We start from the raw sequence: 16,797 nt of genomic DNA, 5'->3' as shown, positions 1-16,797 counted from the left end.
GGCGCGTTTGTGACGCCGGATGCCGGAAAGACCTGGCGAACGCTCAGTGATCAGCTGTACGCGGGTGTCGCTTCGTACGGCCGGACCGCCTGGATTGCCGGCGGTGGTGGACGGATCACGCGATTGGATTGGTAGTCCTGATGCACTCCCTCAACGCACTTCCCATGCGCACGAAATTCCTGCTGGTGTCCTGTGCCATCGCGCTTGGCGCGTGTGCCGGCGACAAGGCCCCTATTGCCGCCGCCAACGGTGCCGACGATGCCGCGATGGCGCCGGCACTGGCCTCCATCACCGCCGATGGGCTGATGGCCCACACGAAGGCCCTCGGTGATGACTCCCTGGAAGGCCGAGGACCGGCCACGCCGGGCGAAGACAAGGCGGTTGCCTATTTGATGAACCAGTTCAAGCAACTGGGACTCACGTCCGGCAATCCCGACGGCTCGTTCGTGCAAGACGTCACGCTGCTCGGGTTCACCGCGCATCCGGATGCGTCGTTCACCGTTGGCAGCCGCGTCATCCCGCTGTCGTTCCCCACCGATTTCGTCGCCGTGTCACGACACGACAAACCCATTATCGATGTCAACGCCGAGATGGTATTCGTGGGTTATGGCGTCGAGGCACCGGAGTATGGTTGGGACGACTACAAGGGGCTGGACGTGAAAGGCAAGGTGCTCGTGATGCTGGTGAACGATCCGGCCGTTCCCGACCCTGCCGACTCGACCAAACTGGACGCCGCGATGTTCAAGGGCAACGCCATGACGTACTACGGGCGTTGGACGTACAAGTACGAGATCGCGACGGCAAAGGGGGCCGCTGGTGCCATCCTCATTCACGAGACCGGTCCGGCTGGCTACCCCTACGAGGTGGTGAGTGGCAGTTGGGGGCGCGAGAACTTCGACATCGCGCAACCGGAAGCCACCAACACCCGCGTGATGGTGGAATCGTGGATCACGCAGCCGCGTGCCGAAGAACTGCTCAAGGCCACGGGCAAGGATTTCGCGCAACTGAAAGCCGCAGCGAAGCGAAAGGATTTCAAGCCCGTGCCACTGGGCGCTTCGGTGAAATTCCATGTGCGCAACGACACGCGCACCGTGAAATCACGCAATGTCGTAGCCACGCTGAAAGGCAGCGATGCGGCGCGCAAGAATGAGTACATCATCTACACCGCGCACTGGGACCACCTTGGTCGTGACACCACCATCAAGGGCGACCAGATCTTCAACGGGGCGCTGGACAACGCATCAGGTTGTGCCACGCTGCTGGAATTGGCCAAGGCGTACACGAAACTCGCCAGCCGTCCCGCGCGGTCGGTGATGTTCATCGCGCTGACCGGCGAAGAGAAAGGGCTGATTGGCGCCAAGTATTTCGCCGAGCATCCGCTGGTTCCGTTGGATCATGTCCTGGCCAACATCAACATGGACGGCTTCAATCAGTGGGGAAAGACGAGCGACGTGGTGGTTGTGGGATTCGGCAATAGCACCCTGGAAGACGTGCTCGCCGACGTCCTCAAGCCGGCGGGACGCACGCTGGCTCCCGAACCGGAACCGGAGAAGGGATACTATTTCCGTTCCGACCATTTTGAATTTGCGAAACAAGGTGTGCCGGCGTTGTATCTGGAGGCCGGCACGCGGTTCATCGGCAAGGACTCCACGTACGGCCGTACCAAGCGTGATGAGTACACCACCAAGGACTATCACAAACCCAGTGACGAAGTGAAGCCGGACTGGGACTTGAGCGGCGCCGTCGACGACGCGCGCGCGTTGTTCCAGGTGGGCTATCGCGTCACAAGCGCCAGCGAGTGGCCCACCTGGAAACCAGGCACGGAATTCAAGGCGCGCCGCGACTCGGTGATGGCGGCAAAGAAGTAGCTACGCCTGCAGGTGTGATTCCACAAACCACAACTGCTTGTCGGCTTCGCCGGTGATGCGCGTGAGCAGGTCGGTCGTCACCGCATCTTCGGCCGCTTCGGCCTCGGCGATGTCGGCGCGCGCCGCGTTGGCGCAGAAGGCGAGCGCCTCGGCCACCACGTGCACCCATTCGTCGGCACCGGCCGCGTTCAACGGGCATGTGGGCAGTTCGCTATGCGCGGCGATCGCTTGCACGGTGCCTTCGGCCACGCAGCCCAGCTGCACCGCGCGTTCGGCGAGGTCATCCGACCAGCCCACAGCCAGCGCCGCGACGTCATCGAACAACACATGCAACGGCATGAATCGCGGCCCCTTCACATTCCAGTGCGCCTGTTTCGCCTGACGCTCGAGATCGAGGAAATCGGCGAGACGTTCGTTCAGGATCATCCCCAGCGCCGCCCGCGTGTTCGCCGGCAGGTCAACACGCGTGGCAAACGGCGTCTTGCTGGTGTTGGTGGTGACGAGCGACGTGGAGGACGCCATGGCTTTCCGCGTGGACGCGGAAGCGGTCCTGGTGGTTCTTGAGCGCTTGGCAGGCATTGGAGGTCCAGTGAGAGGATTCGCGTACCATGTGAACCTCTGTTGCGACGGGTGTTTGCGGTACCGGTTGACCCCGGACAGCACGTAGGTGAAATTGCTGACTTGGCCGACGCGGCACGTGCGTTTCGGCTTGGAGGGGTGGCCGAGAGGCTGAAGGCACCGGTTTGCTAAACCGGCATAGGGGGCAACCTCTATCGCGGGTTCGAATCCCGCCCTCTCCGCTCCGCGGGTTCGCTGCACCGCAGCGGACCCGCGTTCTTGTTGGTAGCGGTTTTTTCTTTCGTTCGGCTTGCCGACCCCTGGGTCCGGTTTCGATATGTCGTCAGACGTTGTTCGCCCGCGCGTGCGTTTCGCACCGTCGCCCACGGGTTTTCTGCATGTGGGCGGCGCGCGCACGGCGCTGTTCAATTGGCTGTACGCCCGCAAATACAACGGCGTGTTCCTACTTCGCGTCGAGGACACCGACCGGGCGCGCAGCACCGATGAAAGCACACGCGCCATCTTCGAAGGTTTGGAGTGGCTCGGGCTGACGTGGGATGAGCCGGTCGTGTACCAGGGCGCCAATGTCGCGCGCCACTACGCCGACGCGCATCGGATGCTCGAGACCGGTGCCGCCTATCGCGACTTCACGCCGCCAGCCGAGATCGATCGGCTCCGCGCCGAAGCGGAAGCGCGCGGGGACGCCTTCAAGTTCGACCGCGTCACCGCTGAACTGAGTGCGGCGGAGACGGAAGCGCGCCTGACGCGTGGCGAGCCATATGCCATTCGCTTCCGGGTTCCCGACGGGGTGACCGAATGGGATGACCTCGTGCATGAGCGCATCGCGTTTCCCAACAAGGACATCGAGGACTTCATCATCCTGCGGTCCGACGGAACGCCGGTGTACAACCTGGCCGTCGTCTCCGATGACATCGACATGCGCATCACGCTGGTGATGCGCGGCGATGACCACATCTCGAACACGCCGAAGCAGATCCTGCTGTATCGCGCGCTGGGCGCGGAGGTGCCGCAGTTCGCGCACGTGCCGATGATCCTTGGCGCCGACGGCAAGAAGCTGTCAAAGCGGCATGGGGCAACCGCGGTTGGCGACTATCAGCATCTGGGGCTGTTGCCGGGCGCGATGCTCAACTTCTTGTCCCTGCTGGGCTGGTCGCCGGGCGACGATACCGAGGTCATGACCATCCCGCAGCTGATCGAGAAATTCGACACGCGGGGTTTGCAGAAGAAAGCCGCCATCTTTGACACGAAGAAGCTGGAGTGGATGAACGGCCAGCACCTCGCGCTGATTGCGCTCGACGAACTCGCTCCCATCGTGGCGCCGGCACTGGTGAGCGCCGGCTACACCACACGGGAAGCGCTTGACGCGCGTCGCGACTGGTACCTCGGCCTGCTGGACTTGCTGCGCGTGCGTTCGCGCGTGATCGACGATATCGTGCGACAGGCCGCGCCGTACTTTCAGGACGCCGTGGAGTACGATCCGGAAGCAGTCACCAAGCAGTGGCGTGATGCCAAGGCGGCGGCGGAAATTCTATCGGCCACGCGTGAGCGATTGTCCGAGCTGCCGGTGTGGGAGTTGGGCGCTATGGAAGATGCGTTGCGCAAGCTGGCCGATGAACTGGGAATCTCCGGCGGAAAGATCTTCCAGCCACTGCGCGTGGCCCTGGTCGGCCTCACGGTCAGTCCCGGCATCTTCGAGGTGCTGCACTACATCGGGCGCGAGCGATCGCTGGCGAGGCTGGACGCGGCCGTGCACTACCTCAAATCCGACGCGCTGGCCTGATCAGTTCGGGGAATTCCCCTTGGGGTCGTCGTCTTTGGGCGGCTGCGGCGATGGGGCCACCGGCGCCACCGAGGCACTCGGGGCCCTGAGGCGATCGCGTCGTTCGCGCTCCCGTCTATCCCGCAATTCGGTCGCGAGCTTCTTGAAGTCCGCGTCGCCCAGTGTCCGATCGGACATACGGAGAATGTCCGCGCGGGACAGCGACAGCCGCCGTTCGCGTTCCATCGCCGTGTAATTGCCCGACATTCCCACCTGCGCGTTCAGCGGCAACAGCGACAACAGCGCATTGGGGATCACCACTTTGCCCAGACGGATGCCGGCATTGTCCCAGCCCCACTTGTTGCCGTTCTTGTCCTTCGTGGTCCAGTCGCCCGGAGCCTTGCCATACTTGCCCTGAGCGCGCGCGAGCGAATCGAGCGAGTCGCGCGCCGAGGTGATGGCATAGCCGATGATGCTGTCCAGTCGCTCAACACCGTCGCGCCCCGGCGCCACGCCGTTGCCAACAGGACCCTGCCAGACCCGCTTGTCGCCGTACGAGGGTGCGACGCCCTTGAGGTTGGGATCGACCGCACCGACGCCATTCCCGGTGCCGCCAATGGCGCCACCGCTCCCGGTATCGGCACGCGCCACCACGGGCGGAGCACTGGGGAGCTCGGCGTTCCCGCCCGTCGTCGCCCCCGGAACCGTCAACTCGGTTTGTGGCTGCGCGGCCGGCTTGGTGGCCGGGGTGGCGGGCTGAGCCTTGGTGGGCCGTGGTTTGGTGGCGACATATGTCACCCGTTCCTGCTTGTCGGCGTCCTTTCCGAAATTAAGAAAGGAGGACAATCCATGACCGAAGGTGAGCAGTTGGGCCACTACAACGGCCACCACCACGTGCGCCAGCACGGAGATGGCCAGTGCTCTGGGCGAACGCTTGGGACGTTCTGCTCCACCGATTCGGGCCCGCTCACGGACACCCTTCCGGCGCGATCTCCCTGTGGGGGCATCGCGTGTAGCGCCTGGCGGCGACTCGGAGCTGGACGTCGGGCGGGTCATGACGGCGGCTTCTACCCCTGCGAAAGGCTCAGGTGCCTGCAACAACAGGATTCGACACGCGACTGAGCAACCCCGACCCATCCGAGAGCTCGACCGTCACGATATCGCCCGGCGACAACTTTCTGGTACCGGCTGGTGTGCCAGTGGCTACGATGTCACCGGCCTGCAGCGTGATGTACTGCGAAATGTACGCCAGTAACGTGGGGATGGAGAACACCATGTCGCTGGCCTGTGCCCGCTGGCACTCGACCCCGTTCACGGTGGTGACCAGTGTGATAGCTGACAGGTCGGCTGGTGCCGGTGCCGGGTCGCCCAAAGGACAGAACGTGTCGAGGCCCTTGGCGCGTGCCCACTGCCCATCGCTTTTCTGCAAGTCCCGCGCGGATACGTCGTTGATGGCCACGATATGGGAGAGTACCGCGCGCGCCTCGACTTCGTTGGCTCGGTGCAAGCGCCCGCCCAGCACCAGACCAATCTCCCCTTCAAATTCGATGTGCGAGGATACAGGGTGCAGCACAATGGCTTCGCCGGACTTGATGATCGACGATGGCGGCTTGAGGAACAGCAACGGCTCCTTGGGGACCGCGTTGCCCATTTCCTTGGCATGATCGGCGTAATTGCGACCTACGAAAACCAGTTGCATGGGAGAGGGAGTGAGGAGTGAGTACTAAGTACCAAGTACCAAGTACCAGGTACCAGGTACTAAGTACTAGGTACTAGGTACTAAGTACTGTGTTGTAGAACTTGCGCACCTCCACCCGGCATTGCGACCAGGGGCCGGAAATCCGACGGGCCGGGGGGAGACCATCCAGCAATTCCCGCCCGTATCTCTTCGTCAACACCCGAGGGTCGCTGATCACTACCACGCCGCGATCCGTGGCAGTGCGAATCAACCGGCCGAATCCCTGTTTCAGTCGCAACGAGGCGTGTGGCAGCATGAATTCGCCGAACGAATTGCCGCCGCGGGCCTCGATGGCCTCGCACTGCGCGGCCACCATCGGTTCGCTGGGCACGCGAAACGGCAGCTTGGCAATCAGCAGCCCGCGCAGGGCGTTGCCCGGCACATCCACACCTTCCCAGAACGTCGCGGTACCCAGGAGCACGGCACGGCCGCTGTCACGAAAGCGCTGCAGCAGCACGTCACGCGGTTCCTCGCCGTGCACCAGCAACGGCCAGCGCGCGTCGTATCCCGCGTCACGCATCTGCGCGGCCATCTCGCGCACATCGCGATGACTGGTGAAGAGCGCGAACAATCCCCCGTCGCTGGCCACCACCAGATCGCGCAGTTGCTCACCAACTGCCGCCAGATGCGCGCGCGCATCCTGATTGGGTGCCGGCAGGTCATCGGGAAGCACCAGCAATGCCTGCGTGGGATAGTCGAATGGCGACGGAAACACCAACGACGTCCGCGGCATGTCCAGCGCATCGATGCCCAGCCGTCGCTCGACGAACTCGAATCCGTCCTCGGTGGCCAACGTCGCACTGGTCACGATGGCACTCTCCACGCGACCGAACAGATCGTCGCGCAAGACCGGCGCCAGATCGAGCGGCACACAGTGCAGCGCAATATTCCGCTCGGGACCCGGCTTTCCGGTGAGTTCGAGCCACCGCACCACCGGCGCACCGGGCGGCGGCGTGCGTAGCGCGCGTGCGAGTGCATCGCCCGCATTGGCCAGGCGGCGTGAGACACCGCGCACTTCGCCCAGCAGCGGCGACAGCTCCTCGCTTTTCTTCTCGTCGCTTTCCAGGCGTTCGCGAATGAGTCGCAGCCCTTCGGCCAGCGCACCGATTTCGATGAGCAGTTCGGCCAGCGTGACCTCCACGCCGCCTTTCCACGCCGGATGCTGTTCGAACGCATCGGTGAACCGGAACACCGACACATTCTCCTCCGCCATCATCACCGTCAGCAACTCGAACAACAGTTGGGCCCGGTCACGTGCCGTCGCGGCACTCGGCACCAGCTTCTCCTGCACCAGATCGAGGCTGGCGGTGCTCAGCAGGTCGCTCCATCCGCGCAAGCGGGCTTCGAGCGCGGGCAGCAGTCCCTTGCCGCGCCGTTCCAGTCGTGCAAACAGCCGCGCCAATGCGCGTCGGGTCACCGAGGCGCCCAAGTGCGCGGCGGCCGCGTCTTCCAAATGGTGGCCTTCGTCAATCACCAGACGTTTGTACGCCGGCAACACCGCAGCGTCTTCCCAATTCTGCGACACGCGACGCACGGCGACATCAGACAGCAGCAAGTGATGATTCACCACCACGACATCAGCCAAGGCGGCCTCCTTCCGCGCCTTGAACAGGAAGCACTTGTCGTAGAACGAACATTTGAGGCGTCCGCACAAATCCGGTTCGGCGGCAACTTCGTCCCACACCTCATTGCGCGGCGTCGTCGGCAAGTCGGCCAAGGACCCGTCGGTGGTGCGCTCGGCCCACTGCGCGATGATCTCGACCTCGCCGGCCACCCCGTCCTCGAACAACGCGGCCCCCGCGCCGTGCGCCTGTTCGAGACGTTGCAGGCACAGATAGTTGCGCCATCCCTTGAGGAGCGCGAAGCGCACCGGTTGGTCACTGAGCGCGCGCTGCAGGAAAGGCAGATCCTTGGTGACCAACTGCTCCTGCAACGTGATGGTGTTCGTCGACACGACGGTGCGCTCGCCATTGGCCGCCGCCCATCGGAGCGCCGGCACGAGGTACCCCAGCGATTTGCCCACCCCCGTCCCGGCCTCCAACAAGGCCACGCCGCCCTCGTTGAAGGTTCGCGTGACTTCGGCGGCCATGGCGCGTTGTGCCGGCCGGTCTTCATAGGCGCGCAGGCCATCGGCACGTTGCATGGCCTGCGCGATGGCCCCGTACGGCCCCAACGTGACGTCGACAGCGTCGAGATCCACCGGGACCTTCAGGTCGGCGCGCGGCACTTCCGTCACCACATACACGCGAGCCGCGTCGTTGTCGGTGATGGCGAAGCCGATGCCGTTCCCGTGCACGCGGGCGGCCACATCGAGATCCGCATCGCTGGGCGACAGCTCTCCCGACGGATGATTGTGCAGCAGCATCTCGCCGCGTTCCGCCACGCCGGGCATCGCCAGTACGCTGCGCACGTCGCCACGCGCCACCGCTCGGGCCGTGGTGATCATCCCGTCATCATCCACGGCGCAGACGAAGCAGACCTCGTTGCCACCCGCCAGCCGTATGGCCGTGCGCACCGCCGCCGAGGCAGCGCGTGACAACCGCGCCTCGCCCGCGGCGGCGGTGGAGATACTCACGTCTTGCGCGGCTTCTTCTTCGCGGCGGGGAACAGCACGTTGTTGAGGATCAGGCGATATCCCGGCGAGTTGGGGTGCAGCGACAAGTCGGTGGGCGCGCTGCCAATGGCATGCTGCGCATCCTCGGGATCGTGTCCGCCAAGGAAGGTCCACGATCCCTTGCCGTAATCACCGTGAATGTACTTGACCCACGGCGCACCATCTTCGGATGCCAGCACGGTCACCCCCGGCTTGAGCACCGCCTTGTTGAAACTGGTGGTGACGCCATAGAAGTCGGGCACGACGGATCGATGGTCCTGCACCAACATGGTGGCCACCGGATCCAACTTCGCGGAGAAGCCGAACAATGAGAACGCGCCCAGCGGCTGTCGACGTGCCGGGACATTGACCTGATGGCCGTCAATGTCGCTGAGCGCATTGATGTACGGCGACGGCTCGACGTGCGCGCCGGTGAAGGCGAGCGCGCGCGTCCACACCATCTTGGCATCGGCATCGGGGGCGGGCGGTGTCCCATCGGAAAACGGACCGGCGATATCCACCGTGAACGCCGCGATGGCCAGGTCCAGTGACTCGGTGGCACCGCACATCGCAAACAGGAATCCACCACGATCGACAAATCCCCGGATGCCATCCGCGACGGCCTTCTTGAGCGCCGGGACATTGTCATAGCCGAACTTCCGCGCGGTCAGCAAATCCCGCTCACGCTGCGCCACGAACCACGGCGCATCGCGATAGGCGAGATACAGCTTGTTGAACTGGCCCGTGAAGTCTTCGTGATGCAGATGCACCCAGTCGTACTTGGACAGGTCGCCCTTCACCACGTCGTCATCCCAGACCGACGTGAAGTCGATGCCCGCATACTGCAGGGCCAGCGTGACCGCGTCATCCCACGGCGGCTGATTGGCCGGCCGGTAGATCGCAATCTTGGGTGCGCGCTCAAGCACGACGGCGTCCATGTTGCCACCGGCAATCTCGGCGCGCGCGCTCGCCACGGCGCCGTCGGTGAGCAACTCCACGCTGACACCGTCCAGCGCGGCGCGACGACGCAGGTCGGGTGCGTCGGGCAGCAGGAATGCACCGCCACGATAGTTGAGCAGCCACTCCGCTTTCTGTCCCGTCTTCAGCGCGAGAAACGTCACCCCGTATGCCTTGAGATGATTGCGCTGGGCGTCATCCATGGGGATGAGCAGATTCTGCGCCCGTGCCACGGTTGGAATCTGCGCCAGTGCCAACGTCATCACGACGAGTGCGCGATGCCACCGTGAGAATCTGTACGTCTCTGCCGCCGCGCCGATCACAGTCCGCCTCCCTTCAGTTGACCCAACTCGCGTCGCCCCTGCGGCAACAGCGCGCTTTCAGGATAATCGATGAGCAGCGATTCGTAGCGGGTGATCGCGCCGGCCTTGTCGCCCGCGTCGCGCACGGCACGCGCCGACGCCAGGAGCGCCTCGGGCGCTTCGGGGCTTTTCGGATAGACGTTCACAATGCGATCCCACAGGACGAGCGAACGCCTGGTGGTCGGTCTCGCATACTCGAGCCGCGCGGCCAGCGACAAGAGGGCGGGAGCGGCGTCGCCCACCGAATCCGCCAGCGCCGCGAAGCGCTGTGCCGCCGCCAGTGTGTCTCGTTTTGCGAGCAGCAGGAACGCCTGCCCCAGTCCGATGGACCGCTCAATGCGCGTACGCGCCAACAGCCCCAGCGCGTCGACCAGCTCGGGGCGACGCGTTTCCGCACGCACCAACCGCTTGCGCGCGGTCACCAGGTCCCCCTCGTACATCGCCAGCCAGCCCATCGTTTCATCGTCATCCACCAGATCACTGCCCTTCACGGTTTCCCGCGCGCGCTCGACGTCGCCGCTGCGCAACCAGGCCCCCACCAACGACTGCGCGATGGCAGCGCGCGCGGTCGCGTCCAGGAAGCGGCCATTCTCGTCGAGGCGTTTCTGGGCCTCCTGTGGCCGACCCAGTTCACCAAGGGCTGCCAATTCAATCGGCAGGAGTGCGCGCACGCGGGTGGTCGCATCCGATGCCGCTGGTTTGGTCAATGACAGCGGCGTCGAGTTCGGCACCGCGATGGCGCGCGGTTCTCGCCGGGCAATCTCCAGCGCGCCGGCGGCATCGCTGGCCTTGAGGGCCGCCTGCGCCGCACGCGTTTGTGCTTCCAGATCGCCCCGTCGTTCCCACACCGCCAGCCACGCATCACGCGCCACTTGCCATGCCTGCGCCATCTCGGCGCGTTCGCCGAATTCACGCCACGCGGCGGCCGTGGAATCGTCGGCGCGCACCGACGACAACGCGACCCACGCCCGGCGCGGTTCGCCCCAGAAGAGTTCCAGCGAGGCGAGCAATCGGCGCGGCGGCAGCGCCGCCGGCAACGCGTGCAGCACCGCGCGAATGGAGTCGCGCGCTTCCACTGGTGCGCGCGTCAGGGCGAATTGTGCGGCGGTTTCGAGATAGGGTTGATCGACCAGTGCCTCGCGAAACGCGACGGCGGCACTGTTCCATCGACCCAGGGCCACGTGCAGCTGCGCCACCTCACCCGACAAGGCACCACCGGATCCAAGCAGTCGAGCCGCCTCGCCGAGGATCGAATCGGCCGCCTGTGCCCGTCCGGCGGTCAGCAACAGGCGTGCGTACTCGCGAAAGGGCGACCCGTCGTTGCCCACTGCGCGGCGCCACGCACCAAACGCCAGTTTCGCCTCGTCGTCCTTGCCGAGTCCCACCAGCGTGCGCAGTTGCATGCTCCGCGCAACCGGGTCAGTCGGTCGCACCTGCAACACGCGCTGCACGATGGGCAGGACGGAATCGCGCATGCCCGTTTCCGCCCACGTGCGCTCCAATCCCAACAGGGCGATCGCAATACGATCGCCGTCCGCATTCGCCACACTCAACGCGCGTTGCAGCGCCTCGCGATACGCGACGGCCGCGCGCTTCGAGTCGCCCTTGTCTTCGGCATCCATGGCGCGGGAGAGCGGGTCGGCGGTATCGGCAGCGGTGGCCGTTACTGTCGCCGGCGGTGTTCGAACCTGTGCGTGCAGCGGACCCGCCGCGGCACACCACAGCATCGCGGCGGCAGCGATGCACGCTGGCCCCCGGTTACGGAGTCGAACCATTGAGTCGGCGGAAGTACTCGATCACCAGCCGGCGCTCTTCAGGGCCGAGGCCACGGAGTTCGTTCCACGTCGGAGGTGTAAATCGGTTGGCCGCCTTGCCGGACTGCGCGCCATCCACCGCACCGCGCGCACCATTGGCCACGCCCGACTTGGCCTCGCGTGGCCCCTGATCATCGCGTTCATCCTGCTCCAGGAATCGACCGGCATCGAGCAACCGTCGATACAGCTGCTGCTGTCGCGCCGCGACGGTGGGATCGAGTCCGGCACGCTCCATCTGCTGCGCCAACGTCTGCGCTTCCTTGGCCAGCGCGTCGGTGCGGCCCGTCTGGTCGGCGTCGGACACGTCGGTGAGCGATTTGGCGACGTCGCGCTGCTGACGCGCCAGCACGCGCGCCTGCTGCTTGGCCGCATCGCCCTGGGCACCGCCCGGCAGCAGGTTGAGTCCCTGCATCTGTCCGTTGAGTGCCCCTTGCTGCTGTGCGAGCTGCTTGAGCTGCTCCATCATTTCGGAGAACCCGGAGGCTGACTGCGCGTTGTTCACCTTTTCCCGGTCACGCACGAGTGAGCTGAGCGCCTGGTTGAGCGCCTCACTGGCATCCTTCATCGCGTTCTGCGCCTGCTCGTTGCCGCCGGGCTGTCCAGCTTGTCCCATCTGCTGAGTCGCTTGCGACACCCGACGCTGCGCATCCGCCATCGCCTTCTGCGATCGCTGCGACAGCAACGAGGAACTGCGACCGGCCTTCTCGAGACGTTCCGCGGCTTGCTGGACGCCTTGCTGCAGCGCGCCCTGCTCGCCTTGCATCGACTGGGCATTCCCACTCTGACGCGCGCGCTGTTCCAGCTCGGACTGCTGCCGCGCCAGTTGCATGGTTTCATTGATGGACTGATCCAGCTGTTCGGACAGCTCGGTCTTCCACGCGTCCACCTGCGATTCGCGGGCTGACGACAGCTGCTTCGCGGCCTTGTCCATGGACTCGCCGGCCTGGCGGGCATTTTCGCTGGCGTTCTGTCCGGCCTGTTGCCCCTGCTGCCGCCCCTGCTGCCCTTGCTGCCCCTGCTGGCCCGGCTGCGGTTGTCCCTGTTGTCCCTGCTGCTGACCACCCGATTGCTGTCCACTTTGCGCGCCTTGCGGCTGCGCGCCCGGTTTGCGCTCACCACTGTTGCCCGATTGTTGCGCAGCACCGGCGGCCGTCTTCTCGTCGGCTTTCCCCTGTTGCGCGTTCTGAGCCGCCCGGTCCTTCTCGTCCTTGAGCGATTGCAGCGCCTTGTCGAGCGGGCTGGGATCGCCCTTTTCACCGGCTTTCTGCGCCTCGCTGGCCGCGCGCTCCATTGCCTCCGCTGCCTGATCCAGCATCGGCTGCGCCGCGCGCGTCTTGCTGGCACCGGGTTTCGCACCGGCCTGCTCGAGACGCTTCGCGAGCTTGTCGACTTCTTCCTGCAGCGCCCGCGACCGATCGGCCAGCGACTTGGTGTACGAGTCGCGATCGGGGCGGCCCTGCGTGTCGCCCTTCTTCAACGCGTCCGACAATTCCTTCTGGGCGTCGGCCAGTTCCTTGGCTTCGTCGCGCAGTGTGGACATCGACCCTTCCAAGGCCGCGCGCTTGAGCATCTCGGCACTCTTCTCCATCTGCTGACGCAGCTGCTGTTGCTGCGCTGCCAACTGCTCCAGGCTCTGCTGGGCTTCGGTGCCACTGAGGCGCTCGGTGCTCTTGTTCAACGCCTCAAGTTGCTTGGTCATCTCGGGCGTCATCGCATCACGCAACATCTTCTGGATGTCGCGCATCCGGTTGGACAGCGCTGTATCCAGCGCGTTGGCGCTCTTGAGTCGGTTCTCGAGTTCCTTCGCGCTTTGACGCAACGAATCGATCTTGGCGCCCATCTGCTGTTGCTGGCGCGCCAACTCCCGCGCCTTTTCGGCCGCCTGAAAACTCATGGAACTCTTGCTGCCGTCGGTCTTGCTGCCGCCCGGCTGTTCTTCACCCCGACCGCCGTTCTTGAGATCGCGACTGCGTGACGCGTCAGCCGTGTTCTGTTGCAGGCGCTTTTCCTGCTGCGCCATCTGCAAGGCGCGCGCGGCCAGCGAATCACCCAGCGAGCGCGCCATGGAGCGCTGCTCGCTGAGGGTCGGCACGCGCAAAATGACTTCGGCGCTCGACGTCTGTTGGCGCCACGGTGAGTCGTCGGTGGCCACCGCCACCAGATGCACGCGATCGCCGGGTTCGAGTCCGCGTCCGTCGAGCGCGACCGTGACACCGCCTTCAAAGAACGGTGACGCCGGATCACCAAGCTCGAGACGCTCCCGCACGGCGGGTTTGTCGACGGTGCCCTTCGTTCCGCGATTCTCGCCCGTTCCCTTGGCCGACTCACGCCACAGCGTCAGCGTCACGTTGCCGACACCGTGATCGTCGCCGGCACGCACGATCACCGGTACCACGCCCGCTGTGCCGATCGCCGTGTCGGTCATGGGCGCGGCAATGATCACTTCAGGCGCTTTGTCGGGCACCACCAGAAACGACATGGCATCCGGCAGTTCCGGTGGGAGTGTCTCGCCAGTGGCCCGCGGCGTAGCCGACGCCGCCCACGTCCACGTTCCGTCATGGTCCAACACGATCTCCGCGGCGGCGGACGTGCCGTCCGCAATGGTGCCACGGGCATCGGACGTGGCCACGACGTGCACGTCAACACTGGTGGTGCCGTCCGCAAGCGTCGCATCCCGCGCGCCGCCACGCAGCACCGCCGTGACCCGCAACCGCGTGCCACGCGGCACGCGAATCGGCGAGACCGGCTCAAGCGCCTCGTTGGTGCGGCCCAAGTAGGCCGGATACTGCGCAAACAGTGCCACTTCTCCAATCCAACCGCGCTCGTCGACGCCAATCGTGGCCTCGGCGGACGGCGCACGACCGTCCTGCACCCGCAGGGTCACCGGCGCCCGCACCGGGCCCAGTGCCAGTCGCGCCAGGCCGGTGGTGGCATCGATGACGAGAGTCGTATCACGCCACGCTTCTCCGGCGGCCCGTTGCGACACGGTCACCACCTGTCGTCCTTCGGCGCGCACTCGCACCGTCAACGGCATCCCGCGCGGCACGCTGCCGGGGAGCTGATCGAACGCCAAAGGCGAGAGCAGCGTCCCGCGCCAGGCGCGCACGGGGTGCACGACGGCGGCGAACCCATCGCGCGTGGTGCGTGCCGACGTGGCCAACAACGCCGCACCGATCACGGCCGCCGCACCGGCCATGCCCAAACCGCGCATGAGACGTTGCGTGAGATGTGGCGCGAGCGTGGTGGGAGCCAGCCGTTGCGCGATGGCACGCGCCGCGTGAGCACCGAGGACGCCCGTGTCGGCCACTTCCAGCGCGCCGCGCAGTGAGCCTGCGCGCAACGACTGTTCACGCTCGATGGCGCCCGCCAGCGACGTGATGGTGAGGACTGATGCATCGCGCGCGCGCAGCCAACGCGCCAGCAGCGTGGCCCCCACCCCGGCGCCCATCCACACCAGCACCGGCATCAGACGCGGCCACGACAGCCATCGACCATCGCTCAGCATCACCGCGCCGGCGGCGGCGACCAGTGCGACGACGGCAATGACCGCCAGGACCGCGGCGGCGGTGGAGCGCAGACGCAGCGACGATTGCTCGGCGCCAAGTCGGGCGGCCAGTGAACTCCCGTCGGACGACGCGGCGCCTCGCGGCAATGCAGGTGCGGTCATGGCGTTACCCGACTGGTGATGGCGTAGGTGAAGAGATTGATGCCCATCTGCAGCGCCTGCTCGTGCAACGCGGGAGGATCGGGATAGGTCCCGACATCTTCCCACCCGTTCCCGAGATCGGCCGAGTAGGTGTAATACACGGCCAATCGATTGCCGATGAATATCCCGAACCCCTGTGCGGGCTTGCCGTCGTGTTCGTGCACCTTGGGCGGCCCTTTCGGGAATTCATACACCAGTCGATAGATGGGGTGCGTGGATGGCACCTCGACCAATGGCCGATCGGGAAAGACGCGCTTGATCTCCCGCCGAAAGCTTTCGTCGAGTCCGTAGTTGTCATCGACATGCAGGAAGCCGCCGCGATTGAGATACACGGGCAGCTGGACCGCCTCGGCATAGCTGAACTTGATCTCGCCGTGCCCCGTGACATGCAGGAACGGAAAATCAAAGAGCGCCGAATCGGTGAGTTTGACATGGCCTTCCGTGCGCTCCACCGGCAGTGCGGTGCGCTCCGCGATGGCCGCGAGCAGGTTGGGGATGCTGGACGGGTTCGCGTACCAATCACCGCCGCCTTCGTACTGCAGGCGGGCGATGGCGAGGCGGCCTGGGCCCGCGACCTCGCGGTGGTGCACCAACGGCGCCGCCGCGAGCGCCGACACGGTGAGCGCAGCGCACATCAGGATGGACCGGGACCGCTGCGACAATGACCGCATCAGGTATCGTGGGCGAGTCGGTAGGCAAGGTTGCGGCTGGCACCGTGTTCTTCCACCAGCCGTTGCACGATCTCGCGCGGCCGGACGCCGTCGGCACGTAACGCCTCGGCGGTCGCACGGAGTCCGTCTTCGGAAGGAACCACAAGCGTCGCGCCCGCCAGCACGATCACGATTTCTCCCCGTGGCGGCGTCTCTTCATAATACGCGGCGACCTCAAGGAGCGTTCCGCGTCGGACTTCCTCGTAATGCTTGGTCAATTCGCGGGCGACCGCAACCTGTCGGGGACCAGCGGCGGCTTGGGCCAGGTCGTGCAGCGTCTCGACGAGACGATTGGCGCTCTCGAAGAGGACCACCGCGTGTGGCAGGCCGATGGCCATTTCGATTTGGGCTCGGCGTTCACTGCCCTTTCGCGCCAGAAATCCCAGAATGGTGCACGGGTGCGGGACGATGCCAGAGGCCACCAGTGCCGCCAGAGTGGCTGAGGCCCCGGGAACCGGAATGACGCGGATTCCCGCGTCCACTGCGGCGGCGACCAGGCGCGCGCCGGGATCCGAGACCAGAGGCGTCCCGGCGTCCGAAATGAGGGCCAGCGCCTCGCCGCTTCGCAAGCGATCGAGCAGCCGGGGCGTGGCCTGCGCCTCGTTGTGTTCGTGCAGGGCCAGCGTCGGTGTGCGAATCCCATAGCGCTGCAGCAGGATGTGGGCGTGCCGGGTGTCCTCACAGCAGATCGCCGCCACCCCCTTCAGCACG

12 protein-coding genes and 1 tRNA gene are annotated in these 16,797 nt (G+C 65.5%); 4 read left to right on the top strand and 9 right to left on the bottom strand.

Annotated features, from left to right (window positions below):
• A partial coding sequence (locus IPP90_16145) for an oxidoreductase (protein ID MBL0172220.1) occupies positions 1–135 on the top strand: 135 nt, incomplete at its 5' end.
• Between the two features lie 29 nt (positions 136–164).
• A complete protein-coding gene (locus IPP90_16140; protein ID MBL0172219.1) occupies positions 165–1,868 on the top strand; it encodes a M20/M25/M40 family metallo-hydrolase in 1,704 nt (567 codons plus the stop codon).
• Here IPP90_16140 and dps read toward each other — a convergent pair whose 3' ends face one another.
• Entirely contained in the window at positions 1,869–2,390 is a 522-nt protein-coding gene (gene dps, locus IPP90_16135) for a DNA starvation/stationary phase protection protein Dps (GenBank protein MBL0172218.1), read from the bottom strand. It lies immediately after the preceding gene.
• Positions 2,391–2,579: 189 nt separating this feature from the next.
• Between dps and IPP90_16130 the strand changes: the two genes are divergently transcribed.
• Positions 2,580–2,668 (top strand) — tRNA-Ser (locus IPP90_16130).
• A 95-nt stretch (positions 2,669–2,763) separates the two neighbouring features.
• Complete coding sequence (locus IPP90_16125) at positions 2,764–4,227, top strand: glutamate--tRNA ligase (protein ID MBL0172217.1); 1,464 nt, start codon at positions 2,764–2,766, stop codon at positions 4,225–4,227.
• Here the strand turns inward: IPP90_16125 and IPP90_16120 are convergent, their stop codons facing one another.
• The 8 genes from IPP90_16120 to rsmI form a co-directional block, all read right to left on the bottom strand.
• Positions 4,228–5,262: a hypothetical protein gene (locus tag IPP90_16120; GenBank protein ID MBL0172216.1), complete on the bottom strand. Its 1,035-nt coding sequence runs from the start codon at positions 5,260–5,262 to the stop codon at positions 4,228–4,230.
• 28 nt (positions 5,263–5,290) lie between these two features.
• The gene (locus tag IPP90_16115) at positions 5,291–5,905 is read right to left on the bottom strand and encodes a fumarylacetoacetate hydrolase family protein (protein ID MBL0172215.1); all 615 of its coding nucleotides are present in this window, start codon (positions 5,903–5,905) and stop codon (positions 5,291–5,293) included.
• 73 nt (positions 5,906–5,978) lie between these two features.
• On the bottom strand, positions 5,979–8,519 hold the full coding sequence (locus tag IPP90_16110; GenBank protein ID MBL0172214.1) for a helicase: 2,541 nt from the start codon (positions 8,517–8,519) through the stop codon (positions 5,979–5,981).
• On the bottom strand, positions 8,516–9,757 hold the full coding sequence (locus IPP90_16105; GenBank protein ID MBL0172213.1) for an asparagine synthetase B: 1,242 nt from the start codon (positions 9,755–9,757) through the stop codon (positions 8,516–8,518). The genes IPP90_16110 and IPP90_16105 overlap by 4 nt, the downstream gene beginning before the upstream one ends.
• Before the next feature lie 56 nt (positions 9,758–9,813).
• On the bottom strand, positions 9,814–11,631 hold the full coding sequence (locus IPP90_16100) for a hypothetical protein (GenBank protein MBL0172212.1): 1,818 nt from the start codon (positions 11,629–11,631) through the stop codon (positions 9,814–9,816).
• Positions 11,615–15,337 carry a hypothetical protein gene (locus tag IPP90_16095; protein ID MBL0172211.1) on the bottom strand — a complete coding sequence of 1,241 codons (3,723 nt, stop codon included), beginning with the start codon at positions 15,335–15,337 and terminating at the stop codon, positions 11,615–11,617. The genes IPP90_16100 and IPP90_16095 overlap by 17 nt, the downstream gene beginning before the upstream one ends.
• Complete coding sequence (locus tag IPP90_16090; protein ID MBL0172210.1) at positions 15,334–16,047, bottom strand: DUF4159 domain-containing protein; 714 nt, start codon at positions 16,045–16,047, stop codon at positions 15,334–15,336. Before IPP90_16090 ends, IPP90_16095 begins: the two co-directional genes overlap by 4 nt.
• Complete coding sequence (gene rsmI / locus IPP90_16085) at positions 16,047–16,796, bottom strand: 16S rRNA (cytidine(1402)-2'-O)-methyltransferase (protein ID MBL0172209.1); 750 nt, start codon at positions 16,794–16,796, stop codon at positions 16,047–16,049. Before rsmI ends, IPP90_16090 begins: the two co-directional genes overlap by 1 nt.
• Position 16,797 lies beyond the last annotated feature (1 nt).

This window comes from Gemmatimonadaceae bacterium, from assembly GCA_016720905.1.
Lineage (GTDB): Bacteria > Gemmatimonadota > Gemmatimonadetes > Gemmatimonadales > Gemmatimonadaceae > Gemmatimonas.
The sequence above is the reverse complement of the archived record's forward strand: the minus strand, read 5'-3'. Positions and strand labels throughout refer to the sequence as shown.